Source organism: Streptomyces sp. NPDC002896 (assembly GCF_040295225.1).
Lineage (GTDB): Bacteria > Actinomycetota > Actinomycetes > Streptomycetales > Streptomycetaceae > Streptomyces.
This window is the reverse complement of sequence record NZ_JBEOVA010000012.1, coordinates 215,051-231,057: the sequence shown is the minus strand read 5'-3', so window position 1 is coordinate 231,057 and position 16,007 is coordinate 215,051. Positions and strand designations below refer to the sequence as shown.

Sequence of the window (16,007 nt, the reverse complement as noted above, 5' to 3'; positions counted from 1 at the left end):
CTTCGGCCACTGCCCGTCGCCGGCCACCCTCCTGCTCGGCCGCTACTGCTCCGGCGACCCACCTGCCCGGCCGGTGCCCGCCACCCACCAGCCCGGCCACTGCCCGCCGCGCGCCCCCGGCCACTGCCCCCGTCAGGGCGCAGGTTCCACGCACCGGCGGCGGGCCGGGCCTCAGGCCGCGCCTCGTGTCACCTCAACGTCACCTGGCTGGGCCCGTTGAAGGGTGCAAGCGACAGCACCGTCTTCGGTGTCCGCAGCCCGTCGTGCTCCGCGAACAGCTTCCGCGCCGCGTCGAACGGCACGTCGTCGCACGCCACCAGAGAGGCCTGGTCGTACAGCTCGCGGATCTCGTCCGTCATGTCCCCGTCGCCGCCGGCGCCCACCCCCCAGACGTCCCACAGCAGCGTCTCGACCTTGTTCAGCGCCGCGAGGTCGAGCCGGATGTTGCCCGCCACGAACCACTCCCCGACCAGCGGCCCGTCCGGGAGGTGGAGTCCGAACGTCTTCGGGTCCGCCTCGCCCGCGCGGATCGACCGCCATGCCGAGCCCGCGACGAGGAAACGGTCGCGGGGCACGTCCATGGGATCGAATTCGATCTTGAAGGTGTCCGTGACCAGCGGGTCCGTCAGCTCCGCGTCGGCGAGCAGCCACCCCCGCTCTTCGTCCCAGTACTCGGTGACCACATGGTCGAAGTGGAAGCCGTCGGAGCCGAAGTAGTCGGCGAACCCGGACCGCAGCCGCGCCGGGATGCCCGCGTGGCGCAGGAACGAGCAGTGCAGCAGCGTGAAGTCGCGGCAGATGCCGACGAAGCGGTCGCCGAGCTCGCGCCGCTGCGTCAGCGGGGCGTCGTTCCGTTCGGTGATGATGCGGAGGATGTCGTCGATGTAGCGGTTCTCGGCGTCGTTGTGCAGGCGGTCCTGCGGGATGTCGTAGCGGTAGAGCTCCCCCTCGACCCGATGGATCGTCAGATCGCGGGCGATACGGGCGAGTTGCCGCGGATCGGCCGGCAGATCGGCGTAGAGCGGGGCGAGCGCGCCCGGGTCGGAGAACACGCTCTGTGCGGCGTAGAAGGCGGCGGCGTCAGGTGTGAGGCGGGCGGATGGCATGACTGGAACCCCCGAGAGCGTATCGGCCGTATGTTCGATTACCGGCCTGGCGCCCCTCACCGTGCCAAAATTCCCGCGCTATTGTCCAGATCTCCCGCACCGAGGCCTGCGTAGCGCATCAGTTCGCTCCGCCCGGCCGCTCTTAGACTGGATACGTGGCCCGGCCCAACGAAGAGGTCGAGGCGCTCCTCAAGGAGTACGCGGACCTCATCGCGATCACACACGGAGACGCGTTCAAGGCACGCGTCTACGAGAAGGCGGCCCGCGCGATCGGCGGCCACCCCCGAGACGTCTCCCAGCTGGACGCCGCCGCGCTGCGCGACATCCCCGGAGTGGGCAAGTCGATCGCCGAGAAGGTCGTCGAGTACTTCCGCACCGGCCGGATCACGGCGGTGGAGGAGACCCGGGCCAAGATCCCCGCCGGGGTACGGGAGCTCATCACGATCCCCACGCTCGGCCCGAAGAAGGCCATGGCGCTCTACGAGGACCTGCACATCTCGTCCGTCAACGAGCTGGCCGACGCCATCCAGGCGGAGAAGCTGCGCGATCTGAAGGGCTTCGGCGAGAAGACCGAGCAGAACATCCTGCATGGCATCGCCCTGCTGCAGCAGGCGGGCGACCGCATCCTGCTGAGCATGGCGATGGAGCAGGCCGAGGAGGTCGTGGCCCAGCTCTCCCAGGTGACGGGCTGCGAGAGCTGCACCTACGCGGGTTCCCTGCGCCGGATGAAGGAGACGATCGGCGACATCGACATCCTCGTCGCCGCCGGTCGCTCGGCCCCCTTCATGGACGCGCTCAGCGAGCTTCCGTCCACCGCCGAGGTCATCGCCCACGGCGAGAAGAAGACCTCGATCCGCACCACGAAGGGGCTCCAGATCGATCTCCGGGTGCTGCCGCCCGACTCGTGGGGCGCCGGTCTGCAGTACTTCACCGGCTCCAAGGCGCACAACATTCGCACCCGCACGATCGCCGTCCGCCAGGGCCTGAAGCTCTCCGAGTACGGCCTGTTCGAGACGGAGAGCGGCAAGAGCGTCGCCTCCCGGTCCGAGGAGGACGTGTACGCGAGGCTCGGCCTGCCATGGATCCCGCCCACGCTGCGCGAGGACCGGGGCGAGGTCCAGGCGGGGCTGCGCGGCGAGCTGCCCGAGCTGGTAACCGAGCAGGACATCCGCGGTGACCTGCACACCCACACCGATCTCACCGACGGTCTCGCCCCGCTGGAGGAGATGGTCGAGGCCGCCGCCGAGCGTGGCTACGCGTACTACGCGATCACCGACCACGCCCCCAACCTGTACATGCAGCGCATGACCGACGAGAAGATCCTGGCCCAGCGCGAGCAGGTGCGGGAGCTCGACGGAAAGCACCACCGCATGCGGCTGCTGCACGGCACCGAGCTCAACATCGGTCCCGAGGGCGAGCTGGACTGGCCCGACGACTTCCTGGCGGGCTTCGACATCTGCGTGGCCTCGGTGCACTCGCACTTCAACCTGAGCCGGAAGGAGATGACCCGCCGCCTCGTGCGCGCCTGCGAGAACCCGCACGTCAACGTCATCGGCCATCCGACAACCCGGCTGATCGGCAAACGGCCGGGCATCGACGCGGACCTCGACGAGGTGTTCGCCGCCTGCGCCCGCACCGGCACCGCGCTGGAGGTCAACGCCCAGCCCGACCGCCTGGACCTGTGCGACGAGGACATCCTGCGCGCCAAGGAGTACGGCGCGAAGTTCGTGATCGATACCGACGCTCACTCCGTCCTCCACCTGGCGTTCCTGCGCTACGGGGTCGGTACGGCACAGCGCGGCTGGCTCACGAAGGACGACGTGATCAACACCTGGCCGCTGGGGCGGCTGCGCAAGTTCCTGCGCGGCGGACGGGCGGCGTGAGACGGACGGTGCCCTGCCGGGGGTGCCCTGACGGGGCTGTCTACCACCGGAGCGTGAGCGCCCCGTCCGGCTCGCAGTCCACACGTACGCCGAAGCCCGCGCTGATCCGGTCGAGTACCACCCGCAGCCACTCCGAGTCCTTGCGCGACGTATGCCGCAGCCGCATCTGCCGGGCCTGCAGGGGCACGATCCGCACACCGGACGCCCGGCCGGTGTCCGGCTCCACCGAGACCAGGAACAGCAGCCGGAGGTCGTCCCGGTAGCGCTCGTAGCCGCTGATGCCCTCGTAGTCGTCGATGAAGTCGCCGCAGCCGTAGAGCACGAGTTTCCCGCGGTACGTCTCCAGCGGGCGGGGGTGGTGCGACGAGTGCCCGTGCACGAGGTCGACACCGCCGTCGACCAGTGCGTGCGCGAAGCGCACCTCGCGGGCCGGGACCTCGTAGCCCCAGTTTGGGCCCCAGTGGATCGACGCGACCACGATGTCCCCGGGGCGCTTGACCTGCCGTACGCGGCTGGTGATCGCGTCCGCGGCGGCTTCCGACGGCTCGGCCACCAGGTCCACGCCGGATCTTCCCTCGGCCGCCACCCAGCTCCGCGGGATGCCGCTGGACGGCATGCCGAAGGAGAAGACCAGGGCGCGGCCGCCCCCGGCCCGCGGGACGACCGCGGGCCGCCGGGCCTCGGCCGCGTCCCGCCCGGCGCCCGCCGTCCGCAGCCCCGCGCCCGAGAGGCTGGCGAGCGTCTCCTCCAGACCGCGGCGACCGAAGTCCAGTACGTGGTTGTTGGCCAGGGCGCACACGTCGGGGCGGGCGGCGGCCAGGCAGGGCAGGTTCTCCGGGCTCATCCGGTAGTGGACGCCCTTGCCGGGTGCGAACGTGCCGTCCCGCGTGACGCTGGTCTCCAGATTGATCAACCGGACGTCCGGACCGGCCTCTTCAAGCACCGGCAGGGCGTCGCCCCAGGGCCAGGAGAAGTCGACCGGACTGGGAATCGGGCCGTTCTGCTCCACCGCCAGCTCGACATAGGCGCGGGCGTCCCGGATGTAGCCCTCCCGTAGCGCGGGGTCTCCGGGGCACGGAAGGATCTGGTCGACGCCGCGACCGAGCATCACGTCGCCGCAGAGGAACAGGGTGACCAGGCCGTCCCCACGCGTCCCAGGCATTCTCCCAGGCTAGGCGCGTTTCCCGGGAGATCACAGGCCGTGACGCGGCAGGTCCCGTGCCCCCGTCGCACTAGCGCGCCAGGGTGCACGGGACCTTGTGAGGCCCTGCGTCAGAGTCGGATCAGCGGCTGTACCGCATCAGCGCCCGCACCATGTGGCACGTGGTGTCCGACGGCGGGTGAATGCCGATGAGTTCCGCGGTGCTCCGGATCCTGTGGTTGTGCGCCTGGTTGGGCATGTAGACCCCCGCGTCGAGCAGGGCGATGGCGAGGCGCATCGCCTTGAGCCGGCGGTTGTGCGTGATGTACCACTCCCGGGGGCGTCCGGCGGGCAGCGGCCTCTTCTGTAGCGGTGCGTACGGCAGGTCGATCGGCAGGGTCGTCTGCATGAGTGCGGCAGCGGGCACGGGCATCCTCCTGTCGCCGTCGGGGCCCCTGGCGGGCACCCTCGAACACTTCTTCAATTCTACTGCCCGGCACTGACAAAAGCCGCTGGCCAGAGGGGATTTGACGGGCCGTCCGGCCGCTGTGCCGAGTGGTGCCGATGAGGCTCGCGTACCGTGTGCGGCATGGAGATCTGGATCAATCCGGCCTGCTCGAAGTGCCGCAGCGCGCTCACGCTGCTCGACGCGGAGGGCGCCGACTACACGGTGCGCCGCTACCTCGAGGACGTACCGACCGAGGACGAGATCCGCGACGTGCTCGGCCGGCTCGGCCTCGAACCCTGGGACATCACCCGCACCACGGAGGCGGTCGCCAAGGAGCTGAACCTCAAGGACCGCGAGGCCTGGCCGCGGGACGCGTCCGGCCGCGAACGGTGGATCAAGGCGCTGGCGGAGCATCCGAAGCTCATCCAGCGTCCGATCATCACGGCCGACGACGGTACGGCGGTGGTGGCGCGGACCGAGGAGGCGGTACGGGACGCGTTGTCGCGGTAAGTCCCCGTATCACCACCCACACGAACGCTTCCTATCCCATGGTCTTCGTGTTTCTCCTGTGACCGGTGAGCACGAGTGCGTGGTTACTCGTACGTAATGCCGAACGTACCCGCATCCGGCCGCCGCCCGCGGCCGGGGACAGGAGGCACGTATGTCGCGCAGGAAGACGCTCAGTCCGAAGAAGAAGATCGCGCTCCTGGTAAGCGCCGCCGTGGTCGCCGGCGGTGGTGCCTTCGCCATGGCGAGCACCAGCAACGCGGCACCGACGTCGGTGGTCTGCGACGGCCTGGCCACGGCGCTCGCCAACAACCAGAAGTTCATCGACGGCCAACGCGCCGAGCCCGACGCGCAGTCGGAGGCGCGGATCGCCAACCGGCTCGCGGTGATCGAGGAGATCAAGCGCAAGCAGGCGGCCTCGGGGTGCGCGGCAGGAGCAGAGGCAGGAGCCGGGGACGAGGCGGCCGCGCCCACGGAGACCGGCGGGTCCGACGAGACGGCCGCGCCCGCCGAGACCGGTGGCGCCGAAGAGGCCGGGGGCGACACCGGAGCCGGGGGCGGGGAGGCCGGAGCCGTCGGCGAGGTCGTCTGCGCGGGTTCCACCGTGACGCTCTCCGGTGAGGGCGGGGCGCCCGCCGCGTCCAGCAACCAGTTCCCGGTCGGCACGCGGCTGAAGGTGACGAACCTGGACAACGACAAGTCCACGACGGTCGAGGTCACCTCCGCGTCCGGCAGTTGCGCTCTGCTGAACAACGCGGCCTTCGAGCAGGTCCGCGAGCCCGGCAAGTTCCTGATCCGCAACGCCCGCATCGAGAAGGTGGGCTGACATCCGGCTCGAGAAGGTGGGCTGACACCCGACCCCGGTCCTGCCGCTCCCGCCCGCCGGGTCCCGGCAAGGAGCAGCAGGACCGGCACCCATCGCATACGAGCGGCCGGCAGCCCCGGCCGGACCCGCTCACAGCCGGCGCATACACCGTCGCGAGGTGACTCACCGCAGCTCATGGATCACAGGTGAACCCGGTAACACGGGGTTCACAACCGGGCAATGATCGGGAAATCGCCGGTTGACAAGCTGCCTATTACCACCACAGCACCCGCTATGTCTGCACCGCAGAAGACATGTCTGTGGCGCAGAAGACCGAATGAGGATGGGCCCGTGACGTTCAAGGCTGAGTACATCTGGATCGACGGCACCGAGCCGACGGCCAAGCTCCGTTCCAAGACGAAGATCCTGGCGGACGACGCCAAGGGTGCCGAGCTGCCGATCTGGGGCTTCGACGGGTCCTCCACGAACCAGGCCGAGGGCCACGCCTCGGACTGCGTGCTCAAGCCGGTCTTCTCCTGCCCGGACCCGATCCGCGGCGGTGACGACATCCTCGTCCTGTGCGAGGTCCTCAACATCGACTTCACGCCGCACGCGTCCAACACGCGCGCCCCGCTGACCGAGGTCGCGGAGAAGTTCGCCGCGCAGGAGCCGATCTTCGGCATCGAGCAGGAGTACACCTTCTTCAAGGACGGCTACCCGCTCGGCTTCCCGAAGGGCGGCTTCCCGGCCCCGCAGGGCGGCTACTACTGCGGTGTCGGCTCCGACGAGATCTTCGGCCGCGACGTCGTCGAGGCCCACCTCGAGAACTGCCTGAAGGCGGGCCTGGGCATCTCCGGCATCAACGCCGAGGTCATGCCGGGCCAGTGGGAGTTCCAGGTCGGCCCGCTGTCCCCGCTGGAGGTCTCCGACCAGCTGTGGGTGGCCCGCTGGCTGCTCTACCGCACCGCCGAGGACTTCGGCGTCGCCGCCACCCTCGACCCCAAGCCGGTCAAGGGCGACTGGAACGGCGCGGGCGCGCACACCAACTTCTCCACGAAGGCGATGCGCGAGGGCTACGACGCGATCATCACCGCGTGCGAGTCCCTGGGCGAGGGCTCGAAGCCGCTCGACCACGTCAAGAACTACGGCGCCGGCATCGACGACCGCCTGACCGGTCTGCACGAGACCGCCCCGTGGGACAAGTACAGCTACGGCGTCTCCAACCGCGGCGCCTCGGTCCGTATCCCGTGGCAGGTCGAGAAGGACGGCAAGGGCTACATCGAGGACCGCCGCCCGAACGCCAACGTCGACCCGTACGTGGTGACGCGTCTGATCGTCGACACGTGCTGCTCCGCTCTGGAGAAGGCCGGCCAGGCCTGATCCGACAGCACTTCCGGAAGGGGCACCCGCCGAATCGGCGGGTGCCCCTTCCATTTCCCATGTACGGGTGCGGTCCGTACAGAGGGATCCGTATCAAAGAACGAGAACCCCGGCCCGAGAGCTGCTGCGCTCACCCGCCGTCTGCTTCAATGGGGACATGGACGGCATCCAGAACACCGCGACGGGTCATCGCGACCTCAAGCCCTTCTGGCCTTCCCGTCAGCACCACGACTTCGACCGGGTGTGTTGTCGCGTGTGAACGCGCGGGCCCTCTAAAGCCGTTCACCCCGGCCTTCGGCCAGCGCGCACGACGTACGTCCCTCGACGACTGCGGCCTGAACACGCAGTCCTCGACACTCCCCCAGTGCCTCAAGGGCCTGGGAGGGGCCGCAGACGACTTCTCGCGCGAAAGAGCTGACCTCCCATGGCGAACACCCGTTCCTTCTCCACCGCCAACGCGACCACTGCGACCACCGCTCCGGCCGCCGCACCACAGCACCCCGCCCGCCACCGGCTGCGCGCCGTCGACCGGGACGAGGTGGTTGATGTGACCGACTTCCTGCCGCCGGGCGCCACATGGCTGCCCGCACCCCAGCACACCCTGCCCACGCTGCCGGGCCGCCCGCCGATGATCGGCTACCTGGTCCTCGTACCCGCCGACCAGCAGGGCGTCCTGCCGTTCCCGGTGCCGGAGGGTCAGGACGGCCCGCTCCGCCGGCTTGGCCCGCGTCTCGACGGGCAGCCCGCTGCGGCCGTCACGCAGGACTCGCACGGCCTGCACGAGGCGTACGAGTCGAACCCGTCGGTCGTCGAGTCGAACGAGTCGTCCGGGCAGAGCGACGAGCTCGTGCGGATCGACACCGCCCAGCGCACCGCCGAGGTCGACGGGCGGCCGCTCGACCTGACGTACCTCGAGTTCGAGCTGCTCGCCCATCTCGTCGCCCACCCGCACCGGGTGCACACCCGCGACCAGTTGGTGACCACCGTGTGGGGTTACGGGCACGTGGGTGACGGCCGCACCGTCGACGTCCACATCGCGCGGCTGCGGCGCAAGCTGGGTGCCGAGCACCGCCAGGCGATCCAGACGGTGCGGCGCGTCGGCTACAAGTACACGCCGCCCACGGCCGGATGATGCCGCTGCTCCGGTCACCTCTCCCCCGGTAGCGCCTCGCGGATTCGCCCCTCAGCGGAATGGTTTCCCTGCGGGCGGAATCCGATGTCCCGTGGCGGGTGCCGGGGGCAGAGTCACCGACATGAGGATTCTGCTGCTGGGTGGTACGGAGTTCGCGGGGCGCGCCGTCGCGGAGGCGGCGCTGACGCGGGGCTGGGAGGTGACCGTCTTCAACCGCGGTCGCCATGCGCCGCCCGCCGGGGCGCGTGCCCTGCGCGGCGACCGCACGGCGCCGGGAGGGCTCGCGGCGCTCGCCGACGGCGAGTGGGACGTGGTGGTCGACACCTGGTCGGCCGCGCCGAGCGTCGTGCGGGACACCGCGGCGCTGCTGGCCGACCGGGCCGGGGGCTACGTCTATGTGTCGAGCTGCTCGGTGTACGCGTGGCCGCCGGCGGCGGGTTACGCGGAGGACGCTCCGCTGGCGGACGGCTCGCCGGACGCGGACCAGACCGACTACGCGCAGGACAAGCGGGGCGGCGAGCTGGCCGCGGTGGGGGCCTTCGGCGAGGACCGGTCGCTGCTGGTCCGGTCCGGGCTGATCCTCGGCCCGCACGAGAACATCGGCCGTCTCCCGTGGTGGCTGAGCCGGATCGCCAGGGGCGGCCCGGTCCTGGCGCCCGGCCCGCGCTCGCTGCCCCTGCAGTACGTCGACGCCCGGGATCTCGCCGAGTGGATCCTCGACGCGGCGGCGGGCGGGCTGAGCGGCCCGTACAACCTGGCGAGCCCGCAGGGGCACACCACGATGGGGGAACTCCTCGACACCTGCGTACGCGTCACGGGGGCCGCGGCGGAGCTGCGCTGGACGGAGCCCGAGGTGATCCTCGGCGCCGGGATCGAGCCGTGGACGCAGCTGCCCGTCTGGGTGCCGCCGGGCAGCGAGGGCCACGATGCGCTGCACGGCATCGGCGTCTCGAAGGCGCTGGGGGCGGGTCTGCGGTGCCGCGGCGTCGCGGAGACGGTCGGCGACACGTGGGAGTGGCTGCGGTCCATTGGGGGCGTGGCGCCGCAGCGGGCGGATCGGCCGAGTGTGGGGCTGGATGCGGGGGTGGAGGCGAAGGTACTGGGTGGCTGACACCGATTGAGGCGTTGCCCGTCGTCGGGGTTCCGCTGTGCCCACCCTCCCCCATTGTCTTAAGGGCATGGGAGGTACTCCCATGCCCCTTGCGGCACGCCTGCCCACAGCGGCGGGCAGCCTTCGATCCTCCGCCGAATTTCTGTGACGGCTGAACACCCCAGGGACGTCGTCCGTATGGAACGGAGCCGCTTCACTCCTGTCGGGCGCCTCGATGCCCCGCAAGGAAGTCAGAGGAGTTCCATGGGACGCACATCGCGAAAACGCCGCTCCACCGTCGCCAACCGTGCGATCGCCGCCTCGGCGGCCCTCGTTCTGGGCGGCGGCGGACTCATCGCGGCGAATTTCTACGCCTCCGCACACGAGGAGAACTCGACCCGGAGAGGTCAGAGCCAGACCACGGCCGCGCAGGTGGCCACCATCGACTGCCCGGACGTCGGCAACGAACTGACCGACGTGCCGGACGGTGCGCGCGCGGGCGTCGACGGCGAACTCGCCAACCTCGACCGCCAGATCACCGAGGCCTACACCCGCCTCGCCACCACCCGCGACGCGGCGTCCCGTGACCCGAACTTCGTCCAGAACGCCATACTCGGTCCGCTCAAGGACAAACGGGCGGCGGTCATCGACCGGCTCGAGCTCATCATCAGCCGCGTTGGCGGCACCCCGCCGGACAACCTGGACTCCCTCGCCCCCTGCACGGGACGTGCGGCGGACCAGCCCCAGACCAACGACGGGCAGGCCGGCGACGGCCAGGACCAGAACGACGGCAACCAGAACGACGGCAACCAGAACGGCGACGGCCAGAACCAGGACGGTGGCAACCAGGGCGACGGCGGCCAGAACCAGGGGGGAGGCAACCAGGGCGGCGGTCAGAACCAAGGCAACGGCGGTCAGGCCGGAAACGGACCCGCCGCCGACGACTTCGTCGACATCACCACCGTCCAGCCCAATGTCCAGAAGCCCCGACGGGGCCAGAACGCGTCGCGGGGTTCGTTCACGAGTTCCTGCGGCACCAACGAGAACGGCAAGTTCAACACCGACAACGTGATCGTGGCGCCCGGCGTCAGCAACGGCGCCCACCACCTCCACGACTACGTCGGCAATCAGGCGAACGACGCCTTCGCCAACAACGACACGTTCGCGAACGCCGAGACCACCTGCGCCAACCAGGGCGACAAGTCCTCGTACTACTGGCCGGTGCTGCGCGTGCAGGACGGCACGAACGAGTTCGACGCGGGCGCGGACGGCGGTGGCAAGGAGGGGAACGTCGGCCGGGTCCTGCGTGCCGAACAGGCCCAGATCAAGTTCGTCGGCAACGCGCAGAGCAAGGTCGTCGCCATGCCGAAGTTCCTGCGGATCATCACCGGTGACGCCAAGGCCCTCACCAACGGCGACGCGAACGCCAACGCCTCGTGGAGCTGTACCGGGTTCGAGGACCGGCAGCTGACGGACAAGTACCCGCTGTGCCCCGACGGCAGCAAGGTCGTGCGGACCTTCGACTTCCAGAGCTGCTGGGACGGCCAGAACATCGACAGCGCCAACCACCGTACGCACGTGGCCTTCGCGGATCCGGCCACCGGGGCCTGCCCGGCGAACTTCAAGGCGATCCCGCAGCTGACGATGCGCCTGGTGTACGACGTGCAGCGGCCGACGGTCGAGAACGGGCAGGTGCAGAACCCGTTCGCCGTGGACGGATTCCCCGAGCAGCTGCACAAGCCCATCACCGACCACGACGACTTCATCAACGTCTTCGACGAGAACCTGATGAACAAGATGGTCGACTGCATCAACGGCGGCCGGCGCTGCCGCTGATCCGGCACCTGCTGCGACGTCGCGGCGGGCGGGCTCCCCGAGTCCCCGCCCGCCGCACCCCACACTTCGCGGTCATCCCATGTCCATGCCCATGTGGTGACCGGAGTGCCCGTCCGCGCCGTCCCCTCCACCGCTGCTCCCCGAGTGGTGCGAGGCCCCGGTCTCCACGGTCCCGCCGAGTCGGCCGCGCAGCGCCGTGACCACCTTCGGTTCGCCGACGGCGACCCACTTGCGGCCGACCAGATATGAACCGCCGTAGTCCTTGGCCTGGTTGAGCCACTCGCGCTGACCGCGGTCGGTCGCGAAGGTGGCGAGGACGAACCGGCCGTCGCCGTTCTTGCAGATCGCTTGGCGCAGCTCGTCCGCATCCGTCTGGATGTCCGGCTTGCAGTCCACCTCGCCGGCCAGGTGCTCCAGGCTCCCCGTCGCCGTCTTCGGCACGGCGTCCGCGTCGCCGCCCGCGCCGCAGCCGGTCAGCGCCAGCAGCACGACGGCTCCGGCAGCCGCAAGCCTCTCCCGCGTCAGCCTCATACGTTCCCTCCGGTTCCGTCCGGCGACCCCGCCTGGCGACGTGATCGTGGGCGGCCGAACCGCCCATGCCGCTGGACCCCTCGTCCGGGGTCCCGCCTTCGATACGGCTCCCGCACGCTGCGTGCTCAATCGACAACCGCCTCACGGCCCCGCGCAACCGTCCGGTTCAGTCAACAGGGAGCAGACCGTCTCGAGCTCGTAAAATCCGGGGATCCACGGGTACGCGCATGCCAGTGTGGGCCCGTGACCGCAGAACCGACGAAGTCGACGACCCCCGCTGCGAGCGCGGACTGGGAGCAGCGCGCCGCCGGGGCCTGGGCTCGCCTCGACGAGCTGGACGAGGCGGAGTTCCGCGACCTGATCGACGAGCTCGTCGCCGAGCTGCCCCCGGACAGCGCGATCGGCCCCTTCGAGCGGGCCTGCGCCTTCGACTCGACCGGGCACTCCGACAAGGCCGTACCGCTGTACCGGGACGCCATCGAGCGCGGTCTCACCGGCATCCGCAGGCGCCGCGCCAAGATCCAGCTGTCCAGTTCGCTGCGGAACACCGGTCTGCCGGAGGAAGGCGTACGACTAATCACGCCCGAACTCGACGCCGAGCCGGACGAGTTGGACGATGCCGTGCGCGCGGTCCTGGCGCTGTGCCTCGCGGATCTCGGGCGGGAACGCGAGGGGCTCTCGCTCGTGCTGGGCGCGCTGGCCCCGCATCTGCCCCGCTACCAGCGGTCGATGGCGAACTACGCGCGGCTGCTGGTGGAACCGGACAGCGACTGACGGAGGACCCGGCCGCAGCGATCGCGACACGCCCGGGTGTACCCCGCCGAGGTGACCATCCGATGATTCGCTCGTTTTGCTGAACGTGCAGTCACAGGACGTCGTCACCCTCCCCGATCAGGCCCGCGGCCAGGCCGTCGCGGTGGAGCAGGCCGAGGCCGCGCTCGTCGAGCACTATGCGCGGCTCGTCCGGCTCGCCTATCTGGTGCTGCCGCCGAGCCTGGGCCCGGGCCGCCGGGTGCTGACGGCCCACGCGGTCACCCAGCGCGCGCTGCCGCGCGGCCGAGCCTCGGAGGCGCCGGACTCCCTCGCGGTGGTACCGGAGCCGCGACCCGGCGCGGGTGCGGGTGCGGGCGCGGGCCTGGGCCTTGGGCGCAACGGCGATCCGGGCTACGCGTATGTGAGGCTCCAGGTGCTGCGCACCGCGCTCAGGGCCGGACGCCCGTTCAGATGGCGGACCTGGCCCTGGCGCGCGCAACTGCCGCCGCTGCTGCCGCAGGTGTGGGGGCTGCGGCTGTTCCCCCGGTCGGGCGGCGCCGCCGAACTCGCCCTGGACCAGCGCCTGTCCGCGCTCTCCGCACCCGCCCGGGCCGCCTATGTGCTGCGCGGACTGGAGCGGCTCACGGACGCCGATGTGGCCGCGGTCCTCGGCTCGGCCGGTGCCGCAGACCCGGGCGCGGCCCTCAGGGAGGCCGACGGTCTTGAGGCCAGGTACGAACTGCTGGCATCCCCGGAGTTCGACCCGTGTTCCCTACAGGCCCGCCCGACCGATCTCGTGCGCCGCAGGCACCATATGAAGGCAGCCGCTGCCGCCGCGGCCGCCGTGGCAGTGTGCGCGGCGCTGCTCGCGATGCCGGGCACCGGCTGGGGCCCGGACGGAGCGGCCGCTCCCCCGTACGCGCAGAATCCCGCCGCCGAGGCCGCTCTCGACCCCGCCGAACTCACCAAGGTGGCACCCACGGCCTGGAAGCAGTCCGCGCGCACGGACTTCTCGGCGTGGCCCGCGCGCGGCAGCCTCACCGGCGACCGGGCGCTGCTCCGGCGCGCCCTCGCCGTGTGGGCGCGGCCCGGCCCGTCCGTCCAGGTGTCCGCGACGCCCGGCACCCCGGCGGGCTCACCACCGGGACCCGCGCAGCTGCTGTACGCGGGCGAGGTGGACTTGGCCCGGGTGGTGCTGCTGTACGACGGGCTGCGCATCGTGCGGTACGCCGAGCCGAAGAACGGCACGAGCGGTGCCGCACTGGACTTCGCCCGGGTCGACGGGGCGACCGCGGAGGAGGCGAACGCCGTGGTGGTCGCCAGGGCCGACGGCAACGTCCGCTATCTGACGGCACCCTGGGTGTCCGCGACGTCCGTGCGCGACCTGCTGCAGCCCGACGCGGAGCCGATGGAGCTGGGCCGCGCCCCGGACGGCGTCACGGATCCGCTCGCCGGTCCCGCGCGGGCCGGCGCCTGCCGCTCGTGGAACGTCCTCCAGGTCCAGCACGACGCATCGACCCGGCTGATGACCGACCTCGGCGAGCTTGTGCCCGCGCATCTCACCTCCGGCCGCCCGGAGACGCCCCGCGAGTCGACAGGGCCCCTGTCGCTCGCCGGCTGGGCACGCACCGCCTGCTCGCTCAGCGCGGTGCGCTCCCACGGCGTGCGGTCCGTGAACCTCTGGCAGTACGCCCGGCAGCAACTGCCCGAGGGAGACGGCTCCGCCACATGGATGTGCACCCGGGCCGAGACCTGGCGCGGCACCGGCACCCGCGTCCTCGCCCACTTCGTGGAGCCCGGCCGCGCGGCCGGGGCCGTCGCGGCCAAAGCGGAGGACTCCCCCGCCTGCGGCGCACGCGAACCGCACGTCCTGGCGGGTGTGCTGTGGAAGTCGCAGTCCGGGGCGTGGTACCTGCTGGCCGCGGGAAGCAGGCAGGTGGTGTCCGTCCAGGCCACGGGAGCGGTGATCGGCAGCGCCCGGGGCCACGTGCTGTCCGTACGGACCAAGCAGGGAGTCCAGGCGGGCCTGAAAGGACAACTCGCAGACGGCAGAGGCATCTCAGTGCTGCGCTAGCTCCCTCCGGGCTCCGGCTGCGCGGCCGTTTACCGGAGGCCCGCGGTGAACAACTCGTGCCGGAACCATGCCGAGTCGTAGGGGATCCCGTGACGACATGAAGGTTGCGGATCGCTAGGGTGTTCGTATGACAACCGGGGTGCGCCGCAGAATGGGAGTCGAGGAGCGGCGGCAGCAGTTGATCGAGGTCGCACTCGAACTGTTCAGTCAACGCTCGCCCGAAGACGTCTCGATCGACGAAATAGCGTCCGCGGCAGGCATTTCACGCCCGCTCGTCTACCACTACTTCACCGGAAAACTCAGCCTGTACGAGGCGGCGTTGAAGCGGGCCGCGGAGGATCTCGCGGACCGCTTCATGGAGCCCCACGAAGGTCCGCTCGGGGCACGGCTGCACAAGGTCATGGGCCGCTTCTTCGACTTCGTCGACGAGCACGGGCCCGGCTTCTCCGCACTGATGCGCGGCGGGCCGGCGGTGCCCGTCGGCGGAGCCTGCCCGGTGGACACGGCGTCGACCACCAACGCACTCATCGACTCTGTGCGGCAGGCGGCGTACGAGCAGATCCTCGAGCACCTCGGGATCAGCGAGCCGCCCGCCCGCCTCGAACTCGTCGTGCGCTCCTGGATCTCGCTCGCCGAGGCGACCGCACTGATATGGCTCGACGGCCGCCGCATCCCGCGCGCCGAGCTGGAGAAGCAGCTCGTACAGGACTTCGCGGCGCTGACCGCGGTGAGCGCCGCGTACGACACGGAGATGGCGGACGTGCTGCGGCGCGTGCTGGCGGACGAACCGGCCGACGGCCCGTTCGGCGACCTGGTCGGCCGGCTGACCGCACTGGCACCTCAGCGCTCCTGACGCCTCAGGGTTCTTGGCGCCTCAGCGATCTGCGACGTCTCCGCGAACCGCGACGTCCCGCGGTCCGCGGTCCGCGGTCCGCGGTCCGCGGTCCGCGAAGTCTCACTCTTCCTCGTACTTCCGGTACGAGTCGTCGAGGTCGCGCGTCTCGGCCGAGACATGCAGCGCCAGTCCCGTGGGGGCCTTGAGGAACTGCCGTACGAGGTCGAGCGCCCCCTCGGTCAGCCGCGCCTTCGTCTCCTCCGTGCGGCCCGCGAGCAGGCCGATGGTGACGTGCACGACGGCATGGCCGTCCGCCGCGTCGCCGACCACGGTCTCGTCGGCGGGACGGAAGACGATCTTGCAGTTCTCGATCTTGGCGGCCGCCACCTCGACGACCAGCGGGTTCAGGGCGAGCGCGAAGCCCCGCCGGTCGAAGGCGTCGGTCAGCTGGGCGGAATGGTCAACAGTGATCTGAGGCATGGGCTC

Annotated in this window: 15 protein-coding genes; 10 read left to right on the top strand and 5 right to left on the bottom strand. The window is 70.7% G+C overall.

Going from position 1 to position 16,007, the window contains the following annotated elements; all coding sequences use genetic code 11:
- Positions 1-188 precede the first annotated feature (188 nt).
- On the bottom strand, positions 189-1,106 hold the full coding sequence (locus ABT009_RS24350) for a transglutaminase-like domain-containing protein (RefSeq protein WP_351298600.1): 918 nt from the start codon (positions 1,104-1,106) through the stop codon (positions 189-191).
- 155 nt (positions 1,107-1,261) lie between these two features.
- Between ABT009_RS24350 and polX the strand changes: the two genes are divergently transcribed.
- Positions 1,262-2,989: a DNA polymerase/3'-5' exonuclease PolX gene (polX, locus tag ABT009_RS24345; RefSeq protein WP_351298597.1), complete on the top strand. Its 1,728-nt coding sequence runs from the start codon at positions 1,262-1,264 to the stop codon at positions 2,987-2,989.
- A 40-nt stretch (positions 2,990-3,029) separates the two neighbouring features.
- On the opposite strand, the gene ABT009_RS24340 is transcribed toward polX, so the two are convergent.
- Both ABT009_RS24340 and ABT009_RS24335 read right to left on the bottom strand, forming a co-directional pair.
- On the bottom strand, positions 3,030-4,151 hold the full coding sequence (locus ABT009_RS24340) for a CapA family protein (RefSeq protein WP_351298594.1): 1,122 nt from the start codon (positions 4,149-4,151) through the stop codon (positions 3,030-3,032).
- A gap of 121 nt (positions 4,152-4,272) precedes the next feature.
- Positions 4,273-4,563, bottom strand: coding sequence for a hypothetical protein (locus tag ABT009_RS24335; RefSeq protein ID WP_351298592.1), 291 nt, complete (start codon positions 4,561-4,563; stop codon positions 4,273-4,275).
- A gap of 156 nt (positions 4,564-4,719) precedes the next feature.
- Between ABT009_RS24335 and ABT009_RS24330 the strand changes: the two genes are divergently transcribed.
- The 6 genes from ABT009_RS24330 (at position 4,720) to ABT009_RS24305 (ending at position 11,328) form a co-directional block, all read left to right on the top strand.
- Positions 4,720-5,088: an arsenate reductase family protein gene (locus tag ABT009_RS24330; RefSeq protein WP_351298589.1), complete on the top strand. Its 369-nt coding sequence runs from the start codon at positions 4,720-4,722 to the stop codon at positions 5,086-5,088.
- Between the two features lie 151 nt (positions 5,089-5,239).
- On the top strand, positions 5,240-5,911 hold the full coding sequence (locus ABT009_RS24325; protein ID WP_351298586.1) for an SCO2207 family protein: 672 nt from the start codon (positions 5,240-5,242) through the stop codon (positions 5,909-5,911).
- 330 nt (positions 5,912-6,241) lie between these two features.
- The gene (gene glnII / locus ABT009_RS24320) at positions 6,242-7,270 is read left to right on the top strand and encodes a glutamine synthetase (protein WP_351298583.1); all 1,029 of its coding nucleotides are present in this window, start codon (positions 6,242-6,244) and stop codon (positions 7,268-7,270) included.
- 424 nt (positions 7,271-7,694) lie between these two features.
- The gene (locus ABT009_RS24315) at positions 7,695-8,402 is read left to right on the top strand and encodes a winged helix-turn-helix domain-containing protein (RefSeq protein WP_351298580.1); all 708 of its coding nucleotides are present in this window, start codon (positions 7,695-7,697) and stop codon (positions 8,400-8,402) included.
- Positions 8,403-8,523: 121 nt separating this feature from the next.
- The gene (locus tag ABT009_RS24310; protein WP_351298577.1) at positions 8,524-9,513 is read left to right on the top strand and encodes an NAD-dependent epimerase/dehydratase family protein; all 990 of its coding nucleotides are present in this window, start codon (positions 8,524-8,526) and stop codon (positions 9,511-9,513) included.
- A gap of 243 nt (positions 9,514-9,756) precedes the next feature.
- The gene (locus ABT009_RS24305) at positions 9,757-11,328 is read left to right on the top strand and encodes a DUF1996 domain-containing protein (protein WP_351298574.1); all 1,572 of its coding nucleotides are present in this window, start codon (positions 9,757-9,759) and stop codon (positions 11,326-11,328) included.
- A gap of 72 nt (positions 11,329-11,400) precedes the next feature.
- Here the strand turns inward: ABT009_RS24305 and ABT009_RS24300 are convergent, their stop codons facing one another.
- Complete coding sequence (locus ABT009_RS24300) at positions 11,401-11,859, bottom strand: hypothetical protein (RefSeq protein WP_351298571.1); 459 nt, start codon at positions 11,857-11,859, stop codon at positions 11,401-11,403.
- A 243-nt stretch (positions 11,860-12,102) separates the two neighbouring features.
- On the opposite strand from ABT009_RS24300, the gene ABT009_RS24295 reads away from it, so the two are divergent.
- From ABT009_RS24295 to ABT009_RS24285, 3 genes are all read left to right on the top strand, one after another.
- Complete coding sequence (locus tag ABT009_RS24295; RefSeq protein ID WP_351298569.1) at positions 12,103-12,633, top strand: tetratricopeptide repeat protein; 531 nt, start codon at positions 12,103-12,105, stop codon at positions 12,631-12,633.
- A gap of 85 nt (positions 12,634-12,718) precedes the next feature.
- On the top strand, positions 12,719-14,686 hold the full coding sequence (locus tag ABT009_RS24290; protein ID WP_502989948.1) for a hypothetical protein: 1,968 nt from the start codon (positions 12,719-12,721) through the stop codon (positions 14,684-14,686).
- A 127-nt stretch (positions 14,687-14,813) separates the two neighbouring features.
- A complete protein-coding gene (locus ABT009_RS24285; RefSeq protein WP_351298563.1) occupies positions 14,814-15,539 on the top strand; it encodes a TetR/AcrR family transcriptional regulator in 726 nt (241 codons plus the stop codon).
- A gap of 102 nt (positions 15,540-15,641) precedes the next feature.
- Here ABT009_RS24285 and ABT009_RS24280 read toward each other — a convergent pair whose 3' ends face one another.
- Positions 15,642-16,001 (bottom strand): 5-carboxymethyl-2-hydroxymuconate Delta-isomerase, encoded by a 360-nt coding sequence (locus ABT009_RS24280; protein WP_351298560.1) that lies wholly within the window; start codon positions 15,999-16,001, stop codon positions 15,642-15,644.
- Positions 16,002-16,007: the final 6 nt, after the last annotated feature.

Coding starts and splice junctions, on each gene's coding strand:
- ABT009_RS24350 (WP_351298600.1), bottom strand. CDS start 1,106: ATGCCATCCGCCCGCCTCACACCTGACGCCGCCGCCTTCTACGCCGCA.
- ABT009_RS24340 (WP_351298594.1), bottom strand. CDS start 4,151: ATGCCTGGGACGCGTGGGGACGGCCTGGTCACCCTGTTCCTCTGCGGC.
- ABT009_RS24335 (WP_351298592.1), bottom strand. CDS start 4,563: ATGCCCGTGCCCGCTGCCGCACTCATGCAGACGACCCTGCCGATCGAC.
- ABT009_RS24330 (WP_351298589.1), top strand. CDS start 4,720: ATGGAGATCTGGATCAATCCGGCCTGCTCGAAGTGCCGCAGCGCGCTC.
- ABT009_RS24325 (WP_351298586.1), top strand. CDS start 5,240: ATGTCGCGCAGGAAGACGCTCAGTCCGAAGAAGAAGATCGCGCTCCTG.
- ABT009_RS24315 (WP_351298580.1), top strand. CDS start 7,695: ATGGCGAACACCCGTTCCTTCTCCACCGCCAACGCGACCACTGCGACC.
- ABT009_RS24310 (WP_351298577.1), top strand. CDS start 8,524: ATGAGGATTCTGCTGCTGGGTGGTACGGAGTTCGCGGGGCGCGCCGTC.
- ABT009_RS24305 (WP_351298574.1), top strand. CDS start 9,757: ATGGGACGCACATCGCGAAAACGCCGCTCCACCGTCGCCAACCGTGCG.
- ABT009_RS24300 (WP_351298571.1), bottom strand. CDS start 11,859: ATGAGGCTGACGCGGGAGAGGCTTGCGGCTGCCGGAGCCGTCGTGCTG.
- ABT009_RS24285 (WP_351298563.1), top strand. CDS start 14,814: ATGACAACCGGGGTGCGCCGCAGAATGGGAGTCGAGGAGCGGCGGCAG.
- ABT009_RS24280 (WP_351298560.1), bottom strand. CDS start 16,001: ATGCCTCAGATCACTGTTGACCATTCCGCCCAGCTGACCGACGCCTTC.